The sequence below is a fragment of the Agrobacterium bohemicum genome, from assembly GCF_002896715.1.
GTDB classification, from domain to species: domain Bacteria; phylum Pseudomonadota; class Alphaproteobacteria; order Rhizobiales; family Rhizobiaceae; genus Agrobacterium; species Agrobacterium bohemicum.
Map to the genome: position 1 here is coordinate 218045 of NZ_PGEL01000021.1, position 19201 is coordinate 237245.

The window sequence follows — 19201 nt, forward strand, 5'->3', positions numbered from 1 at the left end:
TCATTTTGTTTTCGTTGGTGGCACAGATGCGTTGGAATGGAAACGGTTCCCGTCGACGCAAGCCCTCATGTCATCTCGCCGGAACCAGATAGCTCGTCCGCATCGGAGCGGCGGATTTCCTGCGGTGAAGACGATCTGTTCGTCGGCACGCATGCGCAGCACTTCATGGGGTTGGATGAGTGGCCTGGCAGCGAGCTGCTTCGAGCGTGTTCGCGATGATCCCTTTGCCTGGGAACTGCGGGTGACCTGGTCAATCTCCACCGTGGTCATACCGCAGCGTCGGGAGATGTAGTCGGCGGTCTCGGGATCGTTGATAGCGGCAAACGAAATCCAACTGGCACTCTCGAACCACTTGCTCGCCGCGTCGCGACCGCCATAGGTTTCGCGCATCTGGCCAATGGATTGGTAGATCATCGTCAGGGTGATGCCGTATTTGCGTCCGGCGTCGCGCGCGGTTTCGATGATCCGCATGTAACCAAGGCGGGCCACCTCGTCGAGGAGAAACAGCGCACGCCCTTCCATCTGACCGTCGCGATTGTAGATGGCATTGAGAAACGAGCCGATAATGACCCGGGCGAGACCGGAATGGGTCTCCAAGGTCTTGAGGTCAATATTTATGAAGACGTCGGTGTTTCCTGCCGCGATATCGCTGGTCGAGAACTTCTTTCCCGAAACGAGGCCGGCATAGTTCGGATAGGAAAGCCAGTGTGTTTCCTTGACCGCATTTGCATAGACACCCGAGAAGGTTTCCGGCGTCATGTTGACAAAGGCTGCGACATTTTCCTTCACGAAATCGGAGTCCGAATTGTCGTAGACATCTTGAAGCCGCTTGCGCAACGTCGGCTCCGGCTCAGAGAGGTTCATGCGCACCTGTCGAAGCGTCTGGTTCTTTTCGTCCGTATGACCGGACAGGCAAACATCGGCAATCAGCGCTGTCAGCAGTTGCAGTGCCGATGCGCGGAAAAAGTCGTCACGCACCCCGCGGACGCCGCCGCTGTCGCTCATGATCCATGATGCGACCGAAGCAATATCCTCTTCCTTCGTACCTCCAAACTGGCCGACCCAGTCCAAGACGTTGAATCCGACGTCCGGCTTCCTGGGATCGAGGACGAACACGTCCCTCCCCGCTCCTCCGCGATGCGCTGAGACCATCGGAGCGACCTCGTTAGATGGGTCAAGCACAATCAGTGTGCTGCCCCATTTGAGCGCCGTCGGGATTGTCACAGACGTCGTTTTGAAACCACCGGAGCCGGCAAATACGATCCCGTGCGACGAGCCGAACGTGCCATCGAAGCACAGCAACGGCGACTTGCCACCGGCGCCCCAGGTCTCAGCGCTGTCGGCTCGAAACGCCCGAACTCCGACACTGTCCTTGTCTACCCGATAGTGCTCGCCGATGACGATGCCACCCTTTTGGGCAAACAACTTCGCGGCTTCCGTCAGTTTCATCCAATCCGCTTCCCCATGGAGCGCGCGCTTGCCATGGATGCGTTTCGGCTCGGGCCGTGCGAAAGCGGCGTTGCCCGTCAGTATAACGCGGATTGCCAAGCAGGCGCACATCAGTGCTATGCCCGCTCCGATCGCTGTTGCCGGATCAAGATAGGCAAAGACAGACGTGTCGGCGTCAAGCGTCTTCGTAAAGGCAGCAAGGCGCACCGTCTCGCGCGTGGCCGCAATCAGAATCGTCCCACCGCATCCGGCAAGGACGCCCCAACCTGCCTGCTTTATATTGATCGAGCCGGCGCGCGCGAACAGGAACAGAACTCCGGTTACCGCACTTGCCACATAGGGCAATGCGATCCCCGCCCGCCCCCAAGCCTGTCGCACGGCCTCGCTCTTACCCAGACCGGAAAGCCATTGCTCGATCCCCGTCATTCCGATGACAGTCAGGATCATCAACGTCCCTGGTGCGACCACGAGCGCAACCCTACTGATGGTCATCGCCGAAGGCCTCCACACCGATTGCCGTAAGCCTGGAGCGCTCCTCCTCGTCGCCTTTCATTCTGCGAGCAGCATCGAGAAGCGCGCCCAGCAACAGCGCGCGCTTCTCATAACGCAGCCCGGCTTTGACGATCAGGCCGCCGAGCTCGATCNTTTCGCGCGTGTCCTTCTTGCGGGCGTCGGATGTCATCGTTCTCGCCATACGCTCAAGCCTCACCACCGCTGCCCGGGCCCGCGCCAGATGCGTCCGCCGCTTCTCCGCTGCCGTCGCCGGTGCTCTTCTTCCCTCCGCTCGTGCCGCCCTTGTCTGCCCTATGGCCTGCGCGAAATCGTTTCGCCAGTTGCTCAAGCGCTGCCTGAAGTTCTCCCTCGTCGATTTCGATCTCGCCAAGACCCGCCTTGAGCGCGACCCTTCCGATCCGCTCGGCTTCTCTCGTCTCGGCAAGTTTGAGCTGTTCCTGCAGCTTTGCGATTTCATCGCGGANTTTCGAGGATGGCTTCTTCATGTCCGATCGTCTCCTGGGTGAGAAAGCTTGTCTTTCGAACCCAGTTTTTCGCAATGGAGTGCGGGACGCACTACTGTTAATCCTACAATCGCCAAGGGCGATGCGTTGGTGAATGATCCCGGCCGTTCGAAGGAGCGGCTTCCAAGGGCGCAATTATACGTCGCTGGCGCGACGTGTTGCTGAGAGAGCCTGGTGAGCCCGCCGCTCCCGACGAACGCTTTGATGTCGTTCGCAACCAGGGAGAACTCCGCCGTGGCCGTCCCTCACCTCTCCGTCAGCATCGTCGCCCGTGGCTCCGGCCGCAGCGCCGTGCTGTCGGCGGCCTACAGGCATTGCGCCAGGATGGAGTTTGAGCGGGAAGCCCGGACGCTCGACTACACCCGCAAGCAGGGGCTCCTGCATGAGGCGTTCGTGATCCCTGATGACGCGCCGGAATGGGTGCGCAGCATGATTGCCGATCGCTCGGTCGCCGGCGCATCCGAGGCCTTCTGGAACAAGGTGGAGGACTTCGAAAAACGATCCGACGCACAACTCGCCAAGGACGTCACCATAGCCTTGCCGATCGAGCTGACGGCCGAGCAGAACATCGCGCTCATGCGCGACTTTGTGGCAAACCACATCACCGCGCAGGGCATGGTCGCCGACTGGGTCTATCACGACGCCCCCGGCAATCCCCACGTCCATCTCATGACCACATTGCGCCCGCTCACCGAAGATGGTTTCGGTTCAAAGAAGGTCGCGGTGCTGGGTCCGGATGGCACGCCAATCCGCAATGATGCCGGCAAGATCGTCTATCAGCTATGGGCCGGTAACACGGACGACTTCAATGCGTTTCGCGACGGCTGGTTTGCCTGCCAGAACAGACATCTGGCGCTCGCCGGTCTCGATCTGCGCATCGATGGCCGTTCCTTCGAAAAGCANGGGATCGAGCTCGAGCCAACCATCCACCTCGGCGTCGGCACCAAAGCCATCGAGCGCAAGGCTGAAGAGACCGATCGGAAGCAGCAAAGGCCAGCTATCAAGCTCGAACGCATCGAGATCCAGGAGCAGCGTCGTAGTGAGAATGCCCGTCGTATCCAGCGCCGTCCGGAGATCGTGCTCGACCTGATCACGCGGGNAAAAAGTGTCTTCGACGAGCGCGATGTCGCGAAGGTGTTGTATCGCTATATCGACGATGTCGCTCTGTTCCAAAGTCTGATGGTCCGCGTTCTGCAAAGCCCTGAAGCGCTCCGGCTGGAACGCGAGCGGATCAACTTTACGACAGGCATTCGTTCTCCAGCAAAGTACACCACGCGCGAGATGATCCGGCTTGAAGCCGGAATGGCCCATCGCGCAACCTGGCTTTCCGGCAGCCCCGCCCATGGCGTCCGTGAGGCCGTGCTGCAGGCGACCTTTGCACGCCATTCCCGTCTGTCGGATGAGCAGCGAACGGCAATCAGCCATGTCGCTGCGCCCGCGCGGATTGCCGCTGTTATCGGTCGCGCTGGCGCTGGCAAGACGACGATGATGAAGGCGGCGCGCGAAGCCTGGGAAGCGGCCGGCTATCGTGTGGTCGGCNGTGCCTTGGCTGGCAAGGCCGCCGAAGGTTTGGAGAAGGAAGCGGGTATCGCTTCCCGCACGCTGTCGTCGTGGGAGCTGCGCTGGAACCAGGGTCGCAACCAGCTCGATGACAGATGCGTCTTCGTCCTCGACGAGGCCGGCATGGTCTCGTCACGGCAGATGGCGCTCGTCGTTGAAGCTATCACCAAGGCTGGCGCAAAGCTCGTCCTTGTCGGCGATCCGCAACAGCTCCAACCGATCGAAGCGGGTGCTGCCTTCCGTGCGATCGCCGATCGCATTGGCTATGCCGAACTCGAGACGATCTATCGTCAGCGCCAGCAATGGATGCGCGACGCCTCGCTCGACCTGGCGCGCGGCAACGTCGGCCAGGCGGTCGATGCCTACACCGCCCAAGGTCGAATGATCGGTTTGAGGCTGAAGGACGAGGCGGTCGAGCGCCTGATCGCCGATTGGGATCGCGATTACGATCCTTCCAGGACCAGCCTGATCCTCGCACACCTTCGTCGTGATGTGCGAAAGCTCAACGACATGGCCCGCGCCAGACTTGTCGAGCGCGGTGTTCTCGAAGACGGTTTTGTGTTCAGGACAGAGGACGGATCTCGCATGTTCGCCACCGGCGACCAGATCGTGTTCCTCAAGAACGAAGGCAGCCTTGGCGTCAAGAACGGCATGCTCGCAAAAGTGCTTGAGGCAGCACCTGGCCGTATCGTCGCCGAGGTTGGAGACGGCGAGCATCGTCGCCAGGTCACGGTCGAGCAGCGCTTCTACAACACTCTCGATCATGGCTATGCGACGACGATCCACAAAGCCCAGGGCGCCACCGTCGACCGGGTGAAAGTGCTGGCATCCCTCTCGTTGGACCGTCATCTCACCTATGTGGCCATGACCCGCCACCGTGAGGATCTCGCGGTCTACTATGGCAGTCGCTCTTTTGCCAAGGCGGGCGGCCTCATCGCGATCCTGTCGCGCCAAAACGCCAAGGAGACGACCCTCGATTACGAGAAGGCATCGTTCTACGGCCACGCCTTGCGATTTGCCGAGGCCCGCGGCATGCACCTCATGAACGTCGCCCGCACGATCGCACATGATCGTCTTCAATGGGCCGTCCGGCAGAAACACAAACTCGCCGACCTCGGCACCCGTCTTGCCGCCATCGGTGCAGCGCTGGGACTGGCTCACGGCCGTAACAAACACGCCATCACTGATACAATCAAGGAGGCCAGGCCCATGGTATCAGGCATCACCATCTTCCCGAAATCACTCGATCAGGCTGTCGAAGACAAGCTCGCCACTGACCCAGGTCTCAAGACGCAATGGGACGACGTCTCGACCCGCTTCCATCTTGTTTATGCGAACCCGCAAGCAGCCTTCAAGGCCATCGATGTGGACACCATGTTGAAGGACCATTCGGTCGCACAGGCCACCCTGGCAAAAATCGCGCACGAGCCAGAGAGTTTTGGCACCCTCAAGGGAAAGACCGGTCTTTTCGCGAGCCGTGGCGACAAGCAGGACAGGGAAAAGGCCATCGCCAATGTGCCAGCACTCGCCCGAAATCTTCAACGTTACCTTCGTGAGCGGGCCGAGGCCGAAGTCAAACATGAGACCGAGGAGCGCGCGGTCCGGCTGAAGGTTTCCGTCGACATCCCGGCGCTCTCTCCATCTGCCAGGCAAACGCTTGAACGGGTCCGCGACGCGATCGATCGCAACGATTTGCCCGCAGGCCTCGAATATGCACTCGCCGACNAAATGGTGAAGGCCGAACTCGAAGGTTTTGCCAAGGCGGTATCCGAACGGTTCGAGGAACGGACCTTCCTGCCCTTGGCCGCGAAAGACACTGATGGCAAGACGTTCGAGACCGTCACAGCAGGCATGACGGTCGGCCAGAAGGCCGAGGTCCAGTCGGCCTGGAATTCCATGCGGACAGTCCAGCAACTTGGCGCCCACGAACGAACGACCGAAGCGCTCAAACAGGCCGAGACGCTGCGGCAGACCAAGAGCCAGTGGCTCTCGCTGAAATGAGGGCGGGAAATGAAACGCTCCGGTCCATGACCGCTCAGCAGCGACGAGCCATAGTGGGTCTGGCGATAGTAGCCGTAGCCGCCATCCTGCTGGTGGTAACCGCCGTCTCCGGCGGTTACCGCATCAATCTGACCCCGAGCGCGCCACTCGGCCTGTGGCGTATCATCCCGCTTCATCGACCGGCAGCAATCGACGACCTCTTGTTCATCTGCCCACCGGAAACGGTGGCGATGCGGGCAGCGAGGGCACGACGTTATTTCCACTCTGGTTCCTGCCCAGGCGGTTTCTCACCGTTGATCAAGACAGTGATCGCCGTTGCAGGACAGCATGTCGAAATCGGCGACAGCGTGAGCGTGGATGGACGGAGGACCTCCTCCTCAGATATCGCACTGCGCGATGGAAAAGGTCGGTCGTTGACGCCCTTCCCGAGTGGCACCGTACCGCCAGGACATGTCTTTCTTTACTCCTCGTTTCCAGGTTCTTACGACGGCCGATACTTCGGTCCGGTGCCCGCCTCCGGCGTTCTCGGTCTAGCGCAGGAGGTTCTCACCTATGCGCCGTGAGTACCTTCGGGCGATGACACTCGTGTTCGCTTCCGTCGCGATCGGCGTGGTTGGCTGGAGCGGTCACGCGTTGCTTTTGCCGGTCGCGCTGGGATTTCCCGTTCTTTGGTCAATCGCGCGAACGAGATTGGTGGTGGCATTTGTCTCCGCCGGATATTTCCTGGCCGNCTCGCGAGGTTTGCCACAGGGCGTCGCCGCTTTCTATTCGTCCGATATCTGGCCCGGCTTGTTGCTCTGGCTGTGCGCGTCGTTGGGCTTCGTTGCCGTGCATACTGTGCTTTGGACAAGGAACAGCGGAGTCCGTCCGTTTCGCTATCTTGTGGCAGCGGGCCTCATGGCCATCCCACCATTCGGCATCACGGGCTGGGCGCATCCCGTCACAGCCGCAGGTGTTGTGTTTCCGGGATGGGGATGGTGGGGACTTGCGTTCATGACAGCTGGCCTTGCGGGCCTCGTAACCCGCACTTGGCCAGCTGTTGCCACTGCCTTGACAGGCTTGTGGCTTTGGTCCGCCGCGATCTGGACCGAACCGACCCTACCTGAGGGATGGCGCGGCGTCGATCTGCAAATGGGCGCTTCACTTGGTCGGGACGCAGGTCTTCAACGCCAACGTGACTTGAGAGCAACGTTTCAGAATGCGGCCAGCGATGGCGCAAGCTACGTGGTGCTCCCCGAAAGTACGCTTGGCTTCTGGACACCGACTGTCGAGCGGCTTTGGGGAGGCGCACTCCTTGCGAGCGCGGCGACGGTCATTGCTGGTGCCGCGCTGCTTGACGCCACCGGGTATGACAATGTCCTGGTCGCGATCGACAGCCGCGGTGGCCGCATCGTTTATCGGGAACGTATGCCGGTTCCTGGCGCGATGTGGCAACCATGGCGATCCTTGTTCGAGCAGAGCGGTGGAGCACGGGCGGATTTCTTTGCGAACCCCGTAGTCCCGATCGGTGCCAATCGGGCAGCGCCGCTGATCTGCTACGAGCAACTGATCGTTTGGCCGATCCTCCATTCCATGCTGCACGACCCTGATTTTGTCGTTGCCGTGGGAAACGGCTGGTGGACCGGAGGGACATCAATTGTCGCGATCCAGCGCGCAGCTGCCAGAGCCTCGGCAAAGCTCTTCGCAAAGCCGCTTGTTATTGCCTTCAACACCTGAGCGCCAAGGAGGCCCCATGCTCGACGCCGACCTGATAAAAGAATGCGCAGACCCTTCCCTCAAGCTCGCGATCGTGGAGCAGTTCGTAGCCGACGCCGGCTCCAGTGATCCCCTCGCCGTCACCGTGAAATCTGGCGGCCGGTTGATCCTCGTTCCTAAAGCCGCATCGGCCGAGGAGGTGATTGCGATCGTGCGGCGGTATGCTGGCCAAGCTGTCGTCCGCGTTGGCCTGACGCAGTTTCCCGCAGGCGTTGGGGTCAAGGAAGCTACCGATTTGAAGCCCGATCTAGTCGACCCCTGCCAGAACCTTCGCAGAGGCACGGCGTTGTTCGCCAAGGTCCTCAGGATCGTCGCGAAATGGTATGGTAACCCCACGAACAAAGACGTCTTCTCGCAGANTTTCGAGGATGCGATATACGCATGGAAGACTGGTGAGTTCGAGGGCGTGAGGGTGTTTCAGGCGGAGGATCCGGGTGGGGCAATAGCCAACCAAAAGGAACCGCAAGCCGATACATTGGAGGCGGATACGGACAATGCCGGGGCTCCCCTGCAGACTGAGGCNAAAACCATGGACGAAAAGAAAGTCGGCACTGCGGAGATGCGGGTGGACCTATCTCGCATCGGTAGTCAGCCGTAGCGTTGAGGTGCTCTTCCCGTGAGGGTTGTTGATCGACCTAGTTCGCAGCTTTGGTCCGAAAGCATCAAATTAGTGTGCTTCCAACGCATGACATTAGTGTGAGCTAGATATACAGCGTCGGCACACTGGGATTCGGATCGATCTGTCCAAATTAGCGGGGATTGTTCTTCACTCGGGTAGTGAATAGCGCGTCAGCAGAGCCTCGCCCTCGTCGATGGCAATTTCGATCACCTCGTTCACCAAGTCCGGAGAACCGGCGAGTTCCTGCAAAACGAGCGCGAACAATTCCCTCTGCTGCACTGGCAGGACCTGCGGCACGATGATCACCAGGCCAGCGTGCACATCCTCTCGCGCATGGAGTTTCCTGAAGTCACGGGCGTTGTTCGTCACGAAGGTAAAATCTTCCGCAACGATCCGAGGCATCAGATCCCAGTCGGTCTCGCCACTCAGCCCCAGCCAATTCACGTGNAAACAATCGTGGCCGTGCTCTTGAGCCACCGCCACGAGCGATGTGTGCAGGCATTCATCGACGAGAAACTTCACGAAGTCTTGCCCGAGGGCTTTTCGGCTTCAAGAGGCAGACGCTTCACCGACTTCACTTTCAGCCCCTGTTCCGACAACTTTCGTGGCCGCCCACGGGCGGGGTGAGCCGCTAGCCAGATTTCGGCGAGCTCTACCATACGCGTCGTAAGAGCTGGATAGCCCTCGACGATCTCGTCCGTAGCGGCGCCTTGCAATTTCATCGCAGCGATTGTTCGGACTGGAACGCGCGTGCCTTTGAAGACCGGCTCGCCGCCAACCACGCCTTTCACGCTGTGTATGATCTTGTCCGCTTCCCTGAGCGCTTCGCCACGCGCGGCTAAATGCTCCCTCGCTCTCGCAACGTCGACGATCAGATAGTCGTCCGCTCTGACGGTGTCGGCTTCAGGATTTTCGTCGATGGCGGCAAAAAGGCGCTTCCTGCGTTCGGCGGAAAGGATTGAACCCACGCCGAACCAGAGCTTCAGGCGCAACAGATCGTCGTCAGTGATCGAACGGCTGCGCGAATTGGAAGACAGACTTCCAATGATCCGTTTGTCGATTGCGTTATGTACCGATTTAATGCCGATCTCGCTTACGGCTGCCGCCTCGGTAGGTGTATATTCACGAAGTGCTGCAACCATAATTATTCTCCTTGAGAAGAATATATACGACGCTTCGCGAAATCTCAAGGCCGTCGTATCGCTTACTATCTCTCGTTCCCGGGACGAATTAACTCGACGTGGCTGACATCCAAGGCTTGAGCGAGTTCGAAAAGCGTAATTACGGTTGGGTTGCGTCGACCTCGCTCTAGACTGCTCAGATATTGCTGACTGAAACCAGAACGTGCCTCTACCTCCTCCTGTGTCAGGCCTTTCTCCCGACGCAGGCGTGCAAAGTTAGAGCCGACCAATTTGCGCATATCCATGCGCAGAAGATCGCTGTTTACACACTTTGAGTTTATCAACTAAAGTATGTAAACGCTTGTTCGATAGGCGCTGTCAGCTCGGGTTGCAACTGGTTGGGTTTCGATCAAAGAACCCAGTCTATTCCTCGAACCCAGTGATTGTGGATGTAAGGGTTGGCGTTTATATGAGCGAACCCTCTGTGACAGACGGTGCGAAAATGACGTTAGGGGCGGCGGAATGAATAATGCGGGCTCAGCCGATGGTAACGACGAAGCAGAAAACAGGGAATCACAGTTCAGCGTTATGCAAAAGTCGGAAATGGAGGCTCTGGCGATCGCTGCGATCAAAGAGCACCGCCGACTTATTGTTGCCGACGAAGCTGTTTATGAAGAATGGACCCGCGCGTCCTCTGATCTTGCGGTGTCGAGCGCTGTAGTCGAGTCCTTGCAGCGAGAATACTTCGTGCGCCAGCATAAGTCCGAAGCCCAGCAAGTAGAACTTTCGGAAATCATCGATGCACTCGGCTACATCCCTGACGTTGCCACAGATGTTGACGATTGACGCTAGAGCAGGCCGTGGTCCTTGGCGATGGCGACGAGGTGGGGAACAGTCGCCGCTTCGAGCTTCTCTCGCGCCTTATCCAAATAATGTTGCACGGTCCTCGATTTGATCCCTGTCAACATTGCGGTTTCCGGCGCGCTTTTGCCTTTAGTTGCCCACATGAGACACATAGCCTCTCGTGATGACAGCACTCTTTTTGGTGAAATGATCGTCGTCGCAGCAATGATCTTCAAACGGTAATGGATCGCAAGAACCGCTCGAAACGCCATGTGCGAATCCTGCAACTTTGAAACGTCGGCGGTCAGGGCCGAAGATGCAAATGTTAGCATCATCGTCGATCCGAAACTCCCTTCAACGGGTATCGTCACTCCGCTCCTGATGCCGTGATCGACCGCTTGGTCGCGAAAACTCCTGAGTTCGGAACTCCCTCGATCCGCCCAATTGTCAGCCGTCCAGGAGAACAATTCCATACGACGCTTGCCTTCCGTAACCACGGGATCAATGCGGGAATATCGGCTTTTGAGATAAACGCCCTGCCAATCTTCTGGATAAGAATTGAATGTGCGCAGATCCAACCCCTCGGTATGAAGATATGCGAAGCGCTCAAAGCCACATGCGTGCGCAAATATCTTCAGGGCACCTTTGATCATGCGCTCATCATGCGCGGCTTCAGTCATGTCGATGAGTGAGCGAATGTGACCGTCCACTGACTTTCTCCTATCCGGTGAATGCGAGATGGCCCGAACCAGGCGGCACCGAAAGTTATAAAATATAAACTGCTCGACCATAGGCCATTCGCAAATGCAGTGACGGATCTGAGTCTACGACGAGATGGCCCATCAAGTTGCGATCCTATAATACTCAGCTTTTGCGAGTGTTTCTAGAGTCATGTGTAAGGGAAGTGACACATACTGCGCATGAAATTCTCATATATTTAAGCCCATGATTGAAGCATCCAAAGATTAAATTATCTTAGGGCGTTATTCGACGGAAAGACGATGTCCTGGTCGACGAGGACGTTGAACTTGTAGCCCGGACGGACGTGGATCGTCGGCTGAACGTTCAGGNTTTTCGAGATAGTCTCTTCCGCAACGCGACCGAAGCTCTCGGCAAAATTTCGCCTTGCCGCGTCGGAGGCTGTGTCCTGCGTCGCCAGCGTCGAACTCTGAGGCATCGACATATCGATCCCGGTTCCGATCAATGCTACCAGCGCCGCTGAGCCGAAAGTCCTCCACAGATGGCGGTCGACCTTGTCCCGGAAGCCGCCATATCCTTCGGCATCCGTGCCGGCCATGCCGCCGATCTGCAGGGTAGATCCATTCGGGAAAATGAGGTCCGTCCAAACCACAAGAACGCGCTCCTGGCCAAACGATACCTTGGAGTCGTAGCGGCCGAAGAGCTTTGCGCCCTGGGGGATGAGAAGCCGGTGGCCGGTAGCGCTGTCATAGACATTCTGGCTGACCTGAGCGGTAATGCGGCCTGGCAAGTCAGAATTGAGTCCGGTGATCAATGTGGCAGGAATCACCGAGCCGCGCTTCAATTCATAAGGTGATATCTGCGGCACGACCTGATTTGGCAGGTACCCAAGATCCTTGATGTCCTGATTGAAGAAATCCTCCTTCGATCCTTGGCCATTCTGGTCGACGTTCTGTCCCATCAAGCCGGATTGCAGGGCCGCAGCATATAGATCGGACGTGCCGTTCGCCGTTATGGCGGCTGGCTGGCGCCCGGCGTCATTTTTGGTATCCGCGGCAGACTCNAAATCCGAGACGTCAACCTTCAGCGGCGAGTCGAGCGCCGTAGCACGAGCCTGAAGGCGGGCCATGCGTTGGCGCTGTGCCTCGCGCATATATTGTTCATCCTGCTCTCGCTTCAGGCGAGCCTTCCACTCTTCTTCCGATTCGAGCCTCTGTCGGCGGTCTTGTCGCTCAACCGACTGGCGCTCGATGACCGGGTCCTGCTTCTCAGACTTTTCCACCACGATAGGTGTCGGTTGGAACGTCTCCTGTCTCTCCGGCTCCCCGATAATGCCATCAGAAATCCCTCGCTTGAGTTGATCCCCGAAACTCGTGGCCGGGCTGTTCGAAGCGTCATTGATATTGCCACGATTGAAGGAAAGTCCTCGCAGCGACAGACCAATCACAACAACCCCAATAAAAACGACGGTGACAATGATCGCTATGATGATCGGCAAGCGATTGAGCCGCCGCATGCCATTCTGTTCGTCTGCTTGGCTTGACGTGCCGAGTTGGAGAGATTGGGCCATCTTGAACTCCGTCAGTTGCGCTGCATGATCGAAAGCGGACTGGCTGGCGCCGCTCCGGCGGCAGACGGGGTATAAGCACGGCTCAGAGCGATTGACGAGGTAGAGACCCGCGCCAGAATCTGTCCGTCGAAGCCCTCGATCGCATAAGCGAGTTCAACCGACTTGGCGTCTTTCCCGACCTTGCCGTCCGTGACGAACCTGTAACCCCACCCTTTCAGGGCTGCTTCGAAGGCAACTGCGAACTCGGACGCATCCCTCTTCATTTTAAACGTCGTCGTAGACCCAGCCGGGCCGATCTGTTCAGCCAAGCGGCTCGCCATGTCGCCGGCGATTGCGCTCGCGGCGGGTCCCGTGACGGCCACAGGCGTCGAACTTGTGGTCAGTGCGCCGTCCGCCGTCTGGCAACCGGAGAGCGACGCGACCACGATGAGATATGCGAGAAGCTTGCGCATGGTCAGCCTCCCCGCCNGATGGTGATCTTCTGTTGCCGCCAACCGACACCAGACACGAGGATGGCCTTGTCGATCGCATAGTCTACAGTCATCATGTCGTTCTTCATCCGGTAATTGACGGTGCGATTTTGACCGCCGGAGACGATGAAGAGCACCGGTGCATCCTGACCAGAGATCGACTTCGGAAACTGGATGTAGGTCTTCACCCCGTCCGAATAGACCCGCTTCGGTTTNCATGATGCTCCACCGCTCACCGAGTAGGAGAAGTTAAGTTTCTCCGGCGCAGTGCCCGGAATACCGCCAGTTTCGAGACGAGAATTCATGTCGGCGAGTTTGGTGGAAACATCTTCCGGATACTCGAAGCCGACCCGCGCCATGTACTGGCTTGGATGGGATTTGAGCTGAATATGATAGGTGCGACGGGAGGTCGTGACGACCATCGAGGTGAGAAGGCCTGGTTCCGACGGTTTGACGATGAGATGGATCGCCTGTCCGCCTGTCGCCCCTGACGTTGCCGGCTCGACCTTCCACCGCACCGTGTCGCCGACAAGTACGTCGCGAACGATCTCGCCACCCTGAAGTTCGATGTCGCAAACCTGCAGTGGAGAGCAGATAACGGACGGCTGGGTCTCGCCGAACAGAAAGATGACCTTGCCGTCCGGACCTGTCGTGACCAGCCCCGGTGTGCCGCGCCATTTCCTGGAGAGATTCGTTGCTTTCAGTTCGTTGCTCGTCATGCTCTGCGCATGTGAGCCCCACGCAAGGACAAGTCCGGCCATGCAGCCCGCGGCTGCCAAGAAAAGTCGTGTTTTGTGCATTTAAAATCCCCTGCCCTTAAAGCTGTGCGGTCCAATCGAAATCCCGGACGTAAAGGCCGATTGGATTGAGGCGGATCGTCGCCTCATCCTGGGGCGCGGTGATCGTTACAGTCGCGATCCCACGAAACCGTCGCGTGCCGGTTTCTTTCCCTTTGCGGTCCCGTTCATATTCGGTCCAGTCGATCTGATAGGTCTGGTTGGAGAGAGCAACGATGTTGTTGACCTCGATTGCAACCGTCGCAGCTTTTGCCTTCTCAAATGGAGAATTGCCTCGGAACCAGGTGTTGACCTTCTCGGTCGACGGGTCGGAGGTGCGGAGGAGCGCGTAGGTGCGGTCGATATATTGTTTCTGCACCACTGCGTCCGGGGTGATCGAGCGAAAGCTCGTGACGAAGTTGCCGAGCGTGGCACGCACCACGCGCACATCGGCATACTCAATCTGCTGCGGAAAGCCTGCTGTGACGGCGGTCCCGAGCTTGTCCACCTCGACGATGTACGGCACCAGTCGGACTCGCGTACTCAGATACATCGAATAGCCAAAGCCGATCACCGCCATGGCCAGCCCAAGGACTCCGACGATGCGCCATGCGGCAGCCGCCTTCACATAGGAGCCATAGCGTTCCGTCCATTCCTGGCGAGCGGCAAGATACGGGTTTTCCGGGGCGCGATTTGCGGCCATTTCTTCTTCCCCTGTTTCGATTACGGTTTGTCGTTGCGTTCGGGGAGAGGTTTGGGTCTGCTGTGACCGCCACGCTGTTCATCGAGCTTCGCGTTGGCCAACCCGAGAATAGACCCTGCGTAGGCCCCCGGCGAACCGACTGCTTTCTCCTTTGCCGCTGATCCCGCAGCCTGTGCACCGGAGGTGAAACTCGCGCCCATGCCACGCATAGCAGCAGCAGCGACCGATGAGCCACCAGCTCGAGCCGCTTGTGCCGCCGCNAAACCCGCGCCCGCCGCGCCAGCAGCGAGGAATCCAGCGCCCGCAGAGAAAGACGCGGCCTGGCCGCCGTGGCGGACCGCTTCCATTCCTCCGGACACCGACGCGCCTTGCACAACGCCCTGCATAATGTTCGGGACGTACATGGCGATAATGAAAACGACGACGGCGATTCCAGCGATGGCGAGAGCGGTCTGAAACTGGTCGCCGATATCCGGCTTATTGGCGAGGCCGATAAGCACTTCGGAGCCGATGCGGGAGATCATGACAAGTGCCATGAGCTTCATTCCGACGGAGAAAGCGTAGACCAGGTACCGGACCGCAAAATCCTTGGTGAAGGATGATCCACCAAGGCCAAGCATAATCATGCCGGCAAGCAGGCCGATATACATCTCGACCATGACCGACACGAAAATCGCGGCGACAAGCGAAAACGAGATGACCGTCACGACCATCGCGAACGCGGCTGAGATTGCCAGCGCATTGTCCTCGAAAAGACCGAACTGTACCTTCTCCGACATTTTCGTTGCCACCGTGAGACCGGCGTTGAATACGTCAGCTGGTGAGGCCGTCCCTCCCCCTGCGCCGATTTGGAAGAGGCTATCCACGACCGCCTTGGCGAACGTCGGTCCCTGTGCGAGCACGAAGGCAAAGAATCCAACGAACATGATCCGCCGCACAAGTTCGGCAAACCAGCTATCCAACGAGGCGGACTGGATTGCCAGCCAGACGGCGGCAATGCCGATCTCGATCGTTGCGAGGATCCAGAACAGAGATCTCGCAGCATCCATGACGGTAGTTTCCCACCCCTTCGCTGCAGTCGTGATCTGGCTCTGGAGCGAGGTCAAGACTGACCCTTCCTGCGCAAGGGCCGGTTGGGCCGCGACCGCCGTCAAGGCGGCAAAGAGCATGGCGGCGCGTAGCTGATGAAGTATCGTCGTAGCGGTCATCCTGTCACCATTCGACTTTCATCTTTTCGCCACCGGATGTGGGGTGGTCGTTCGATGAGCCGAAGAACTTCGCCCTGCGTTCCTGAGCTTCCTGCTGTTCGGAGATCAAAAACCAAATGCCGGCGCTTGTCGCGGCAAGCATCGTTGCGATTGCGATGAGGAGTGCATTCGTTCTCACCATTCCACCATCATCCTCTCGCCGCCTGAGATGGAGGGCGCCGTCGCACTGAAGAATTTCTCGCGCCTGGCCTGTGCCAGATCCGTGTCGGTCTGTTCGGTTTGCAGCCAGGTTCCCATCATTGTCAGCTGTTGAGAGACGAGACCGCGAAGTTTCTGCATTTGCGCGACTTGCTGAGCGGCGATCTCATGTCCCACCTGCAAGGCCTTCATCTGTCCGTCAGCCGACTCGGACATCGAACGCAGCGAGGACATGGTATCTTCCTCGCTATCGAATTGGTCGGCCGTCAGGCTCGCTGCCTTCAGCGAGCTGGCGATGGTATCGCGGTTGGTGTCCGACCAGGACTGGTAGGTCGAGGAGAAGGTTGCGTTATCAGGCAAATTTGTCTTCAGGTCAGCGTAACTCTGAAAGCGCTGATGAAGAACATCGTCGGCATTGCCCATAGAAAATGAGATGCTCTGACCCTGTTCGACGATGCTGCGTAGCTGGTTGAGATCACTTTCGACCTTTCCCCAGACATAACTGGGAAGCTGCGCAGTGTTTTGCAGCATATTTTCGTAAATTTTCAGCTNGTTCTGGATCTGCTCCGCAAACTGGCTGATCTGGGTCAGCTGATTGTCGACCTGGATGCCGGAGCTTTTCATAAGGTCTACGAGTTGCGCGTTGTTGGCGAGCTGCGTCCATTCCGTTGCGGCGCCGGTGGCTGAACCGGCTTGCACCGAACCTTGATTGACAACCGTAATGGCAAGCGCCGCCGCCAAGCAAGCAACCCTTCTATTCGTACTTGAGTAGCGATGCGGCATCGTGAACTCCTCTCGTTTCAAGCCAGCGGATCGGCCATTCACGACCGTGCTCGGATTTAAGGATGCGGACTCGTTTAAGATCCTCTTTGCCCGCTGCGCCGACAAAGCTCAGGGCGACCGGCCCAAGCGACATGTTGAAGAGCCGCCGGCCTTCCGGCGTGGCGACGTAGTACTCGCGCTTTGGTATCGCCGTTGCGACGATCTCGATCTGCCGCTCATTGAAACCGATGCGCTCGTAGAATTCGCGCGTCCCGGGCTCGCGGGCGGCGCCGTTTGGAAGGCAAATCTTGGTCGGGCAGGATTCTTTCAAGACGTCGATGATACCAGACCGTTCGGCGTCCGAGATCGACTGGGTCGCAAGGACGATAGCGCAATTCGCCTTGCGCAAGACCTTAAGCCATTCCCGGATTTTGTCGCGGAAGACCGGGTGACCGAGCATGAGCCAGGCTTCGTCGAGTACGATCAGGCTCGGCGAACCATCCAGACGCTTCTCGATCCGCCGGAACAGGTAGGTCAGCACGGGCACGAGATTACGCTCTCCCATATTAATCAACTGCTCGATCTCGAAGGTCTGGAAGGTTCCGAGCGTGAGACCGTCCTCCTCCGCATCGAGAAGCTGACCCATGGGGCCATCGACGGTATAGTGGTGCAACGCGTCCTTGATTTCGCGCGACTGAACGCCGCTGACGAAATCCGAGAGTGAGCGGCCAGATGCTTTCGCCATGAGGCCGACCTGCCGAGAGATGGCGTTGCGATGCTCCGGGGTGATCGTAATGCCCTGCAGACCGACTAACATCTCGATCCACTCCGACGCCCAGGCGCGGTCGGCATCGGTCTTGAGTTCGGACAATGGGCAGAAAGCCAGGCCCCTCCCCTCTTCCGCAATGTCACCGCCAATCTCGTAATGATCGCCGCCGGCAGCGAGTGTCAGGGGAAGCAGCGAGCTACCTTTATCAAATGCGAAAATCTGCGCATTTTCGTAGCGGCGAAACTGCGCGGCGATCAAGGCAAGAAGTGTCGACTTGCCTGACCCGGTCGGACCGAAGATCAGCGTGTGGCCGACATCATCGACATGCAGGTTCAGACGGAACGCCGTCGAACCGCTCGCAACCTGCATCAGGGGCGGGGAATTCGGCGGGTAAAACGGACTTGGGGAGATCGGGCTTCCGGACCACACCGAGTTAAGCGGGATCAAGTCGGCGAGATTGTTGGTGTTAATCAGCGGCTCACGGATGTTGCAGTACCAGTTACCCGGCAGGCTGNCGAGATAGGCGTCAGTAGCGTTGAGCGTTTCAATCCTTGCCCCGAAACCTTCTGCCTGGATCAGTCGTCGGATCGCTTCGGCCTTCTCCTGCAGTGCTTCGCGATCGCTGTCGAACAAAACGACGACGGGCGTATAGTAGCCGTATGCAACAAGCTTCGATGAAGCCTGTGCGATCGCGTCCTCTGTTTCAGCGACCATTGTCATCGCGTCCTGATCGACCGAGCGGCTTTGTGTCTGGAAGATCTGGTCGAAGAACGGTCGGACCTTCTGTTGCCATTTCTTGCGGGTGCGTTCGAGCTTTTGCCGAGCATCCTCTGCGTCGAGAAATATGAAACGTGACGACCACCGATAGGTCAGCGGCATAAGATCAAGGCTGTTCAGGATACCCGGCCAGCTTTCGGCCGGCAAACCGTCGATCGCAACGATGCCGAGGAAACGGTTCTCAACTTTTGGCGTCAGCCCGTGCTCAAGCTCGGCGGTCGCGATCCAGTCGAGGTACATNGGGACGTCGGGAAGCCGGACCGGATGGCTTTCGCCAGTGATGCAGAACCTTGCGAACTGAAGGAGCTCGTCATAGCGAGCAATCCTCTCCCCTCCCCTCTCGATTGTTTCGCGGGTTTCCATTCGCCGGATCGAAAGGGTGTTGGAAAAATATTGCTCTATCTCTCGTACTGCGCTCTTGAACACGAAGAGCGCCGTGTCCGCGTAAGACCTTTTCCGGCTCTCTTCATCGGAATAGATATATTTGCTGAGAGATGTCCTCTTGGACTCGAGCGGCCGGTAGGTCAGGACCAGCGCATGCTTGCTCTCGAAGTGTCCCTGTTCGCGCTCGAAATGCGCCCGCCGCTCGGCATCGATCGCGCGCGTCACCGGGTCGGGGAAATGGCAACGGTCTTCCGACGGATAGTCGACCGTTGGGATGCGGATGGCCTCGACCTGGATAATCCAGCCGCTTCCAAGCCGTGACAGGACGGCATTGATCTGCCTCGAGAGCTCATTGCGCTCGAGGTCGGTTGCGCTTTCGGAATCTGGTCCTGCGAAGTACCATCCGGCCATCAGGCTCCCATCCTTCAGGAGCAGGACACCATTGTCGACGAGTCCTGCATATGGAACGAGATCGGCAAAGGAGGGCCCGGTTACCCGGAAGTGCTTGAGAGCTACCATGG

The 19201-nt window shown here is 58.5% G+C and carries 20 protein-coding genes; 5 read left to right on the forward strand and 15 right to left on the reverse strand.

All coding sequences use genetic code 11. From position 1 onward, the window contains the following. The 3 genes from traG to traC form a co-directional block, all read right to left on the reverse strand. Positions 1-1941 carry a Ti-type conjugative transfer system protein TraG gene (gene traG, locus CUC55_RS07370; protein ID WP_082760286.1) on the reverse strand — a complete coding sequence of 647 codons (1941 nt, stop codon included), beginning with the start codon at positions 1939-1941 and terminating at the stop codon, positions 1-3. Further along, positions 1928-2143, reverse strand: a complete 216-nt coding sequence (traD, locus tag CUC55_RS07375) for a type IV conjugative transfer system coupling protein TraD (RefSeq protein WP_103087423.1) — start codon at positions 2141-2143, stop codon at positions 1928-1930. The genes traG and traD overlap by 14 nt, the downstream gene beginning before the upstream one ends. A 4-nt stretch (positions 2144-2147) precedes the next feature. After that, the gene (gene traC / locus CUC55_RS07380) at positions 2148-2447 is read right to left on the reverse strand and encodes a conjugal transfer protein TraC (protein ID WP_103087424.1); all 300 of its coding nucleotides are present in this window, start codon (positions 2445-2447) and stop codon (positions 2148-2150) included. A gap of 252 nt (positions 2448-2699) precedes the next feature. Here traC and traA point away from each other — a divergent pair, with 252 nt between their 5' ends. The 4 genes from traA to CUC55_RS07400 all read left to right on the forward strand — a co-directional run bounded on the left by traA (position 2700) and on the right by CUC55_RS07400 (position 8379). After that, entirely contained in the window at positions 2700-6026 is a 3327-nt protein-coding gene (gene traA / locus CUC55_RS07385) for a Ti-type conjugative transfer relaxase TraA (RefSeq protein ID WP_103087425.1), read from the forward strand. Between the two features lie 26 nt (positions 6027-6052). Continuing rightward, positions 6053-6589, forward strand: coding sequence for a conjugative transfer signal peptidase TraF (gene traF / locus CUC55_RS07390; protein ID WP_067650530.1), 537 nt, complete (start codon positions 6053-6055; stop codon positions 6587-6589). Next, the gene (locus CUC55_RS07395) at positions 6579-7742 is read left to right on the forward strand and encodes a conjugal transfer protein TraB (RefSeq protein ID WP_103087426.1); all 1164 of its coding nucleotides are present in this window, start codon (positions 6579-6581) and stop codon (positions 7740-7742) included. The genes traF and CUC55_RS07395 overlap by 11 nt, the downstream gene beginning before the upstream one ends. Before the next feature lie 16 nt (positions 7743-7758). Then, positions 7759-8379, forward strand: a complete 621-nt coding sequence (locus CUC55_RS07400; RefSeq protein WP_103087427.1) for a TraH family protein — start codon at positions 7759-7761, stop codon at positions 8377-8379. A gap of 168 nt (positions 8380-8547) precedes the next feature. On the opposite strand, the gene CUC55_RS07405 is transcribed toward CUC55_RS07400, so the two are convergent. The 3 genes from CUC55_RS07405 to CUC55_RS07415 form a co-directional block, all read right to left on the reverse strand. After that, the gene (locus tag CUC55_RS07405) at positions 8548-8922 is read right to left on the reverse strand and encodes a DUF5615 family PIN-like protein (protein ID WP_103087428.1); all 375 of its coding nucleotides are present in this window, start codon (positions 8920-8922) and stop codon (positions 8548-8550) included. Next, positions 8919-9542, reverse strand: a complete 624-nt coding sequence (locus CUC55_RS07410; RefSeq protein ID WP_067650542.1) for a DUF433 domain-containing protein — start codon at positions 9540-9542, stop codon at positions 8919-8921. Before CUC55_RS07410 ends, CUC55_RS07405 begins: the two co-directional genes overlap by 4 nt. A gap of 65 nt (positions 9543-9607) precedes the next feature. After that, positions 9608-9826 carry a helix-turn-helix domain-containing protein gene (locus CUC55_RS07415; RefSeq protein ID WP_067650544.1) on the reverse strand — a complete coding sequence of 73 codons (219 nt, stop codon included), beginning with the start codon at positions 9824-9826 and terminating at the stop codon, positions 9608-9610. Between the two features lie 217 nt (positions 9827-10043). Between CUC55_RS07415 and CUC55_RS07420 the strand changes: the two genes are divergently transcribed. Continuing rightward, positions 10044-10367, forward strand: coding sequence for a transcriptional repressor TraM (locus CUC55_RS07420; RefSeq protein WP_067650547.1), 324 nt, complete (start codon positions 10044-10046; stop codon positions 10365-10367). 2 nt (positions 10368-10369) lie between these two features. Here the strand turns inward: CUC55_RS07420 and CUC55_RS07425 are convergent, their stop codons facing one another. The 9 genes from CUC55_RS07425 to CUC55_RS07465 all read right to left on the reverse strand — a co-directional run bounded on the left by CUC55_RS07425 (position 10370) and on the right by CUC55_RS07465 (position 19199). Next, positions 10370-11074, reverse strand: coding sequence for an autoinducer binding domain-containing protein (locus tag CUC55_RS07425; RefSeq protein WP_067650550.1), 705 nt, complete (start codon positions 11072-11074; stop codon positions 10370-10372). Positions 11075-11334: 260 nt separating this feature from the next. Then, positions 11335-12633 (reverse strand): IncP-type conjugal transfer protein TrbI, encoded by a 1299-nt coding sequence (trbI, locus tag CUC55_RS07430; RefSeq protein WP_103087429.1) that lies wholly within the window; start codon positions 12631-12633, stop codon positions 11335-11337. 11 nt (positions 12634-12644) lie between these two features. Continuing rightward, positions 12645-13085 carry a conjugal transfer protein TrbH gene (trbH, locus tag CUC55_RS07435; protein ID WP_067650556.1) on the reverse strand — a complete coding sequence of 147 codons (441 nt, stop codon included), beginning with the start codon at positions 13083-13085 and terminating at the stop codon, positions 12645-12647. A 2-nt stretch (positions 13086-13087) separates the two neighbouring features. Then, positions 13088-13903, reverse strand: coding sequence for a P-type conjugative transfer protein TrbG (gene trbG / locus CUC55_RS07440; protein ID WP_103087430.1), 816 nt, complete (start codon positions 13901-13903; stop codon positions 13088-13090). Between the two features lie 16 nt (positions 13904-13919). Further along, positions 13920-14582 carry a conjugal transfer protein TrbF gene (locus tag CUC55_RS07445; RefSeq protein WP_067650562.1) on the reverse strand — a complete coding sequence of 221 codons (663 nt, stop codon included), beginning with the start codon at positions 14580-14582 and terminating at the stop codon, positions 13920-13922. 20 nt (positions 14583-14602) lie between these two features. Then, positions 14603-15790: a P-type conjugative transfer protein TrbL gene (gene trbL / locus CUC55_RS07450; protein WP_210200668.1), complete on the reverse strand. Its 1188-nt coding sequence runs from the start codon at positions 15788-15790 to the stop codon at positions 14603-14605. A gap of 4 nt (positions 15791-15794) precedes the next feature. Continuing rightward, on the reverse strand, positions 15795-15971 hold the full coding sequence (gene trbK, locus CUC55_RS07455) for an entry exclusion protein TrbK (protein ID WP_067650567.1): 177 nt from the start codon (positions 15969-15971) through the stop codon (positions 15795-15797). Beyond that, positions 15965-16771: a P-type conjugative transfer protein TrbJ gene (gene trbJ / locus CUC55_RS07460; protein WP_103087431.1), complete on the reverse strand. Its 807-nt coding sequence runs from the start codon at positions 16769-16771 to the stop codon at positions 15965-15967. The genes trbK and trbJ overlap by 7 nt, the downstream gene beginning before the upstream one ends. Then, a complete protein-coding gene (locus tag CUC55_RS07465; protein WP_103087432.1) occupies positions 16743-19199 on the reverse strand; it encodes a conjugal transfer protein TrbE in 2457 nt (818 codons plus the stop codon). The genes trbJ and CUC55_RS07465 overlap by 29 nt, the downstream gene beginning before the upstream one ends. Positions 19200-19201 lie beyond the last annotated feature (2 nt).

What these genes read in the sequence shown, in the direction of transcription:
- traG (WP_082760286.1), bottom strand. Translation starts at nt 1,941, where the DNA reads ATGACCATCAGTAGGGTTGCGCTCGTGGTCGCACCAGGGACGTTGATG.
- traF (WP_067650530.1), top strand. Translation starts at nt 6,053, where the DNA reads ATGACCGCTCAGCAGCGACGAGCCATAGTGGGTCTGGCGATAGTAGCC.
- CUC55_RS07410 (WP_067650542.1), bottom strand. Translation starts at nt 9,542, where the DNA reads ATGGTTGCAGCACTTCGTGAATATACACCTACCGAGGCGGCAGCCGTA.
- CUC55_RS07415 (WP_067650544.1), bottom strand. Translation starts at nt 9,826, where the DNA reads ATGGATATGCGCAAATTGGTCGGCTCTAACTTTGCACGCCTGCGTCGG.
- CUC55_RS07420 (WP_067650547.1), top strand. Translation starts at nt 10,044, where the DNA reads ATGAATAATGCGGGCTCAGCCGATGGTAACGACGAAGCAGAAAACAGG.
- trbH (WP_067650556.1), bottom strand. Translation starts at nt 13,085, where the DNA reads ATGCGCAAGCTTCTCGCATATCTCATCGTGGTCGCGTCGCTCTCCGGT.
- CUC55_RS07445 (WP_067650562.1), bottom strand. Translation starts at nt 14,582, where the DNA reads ATGGCCGCAAATCGCGCCCCGGAAAACCCGTATCTTGCCGCTCGCCAG.
- trbK (WP_067650567.1), bottom strand. Translation starts at nt 15,971, where the DNA reads ATGGTGAGAACGAATGCACTCCTCATCGCAATCGCAACGATGCTTGCC.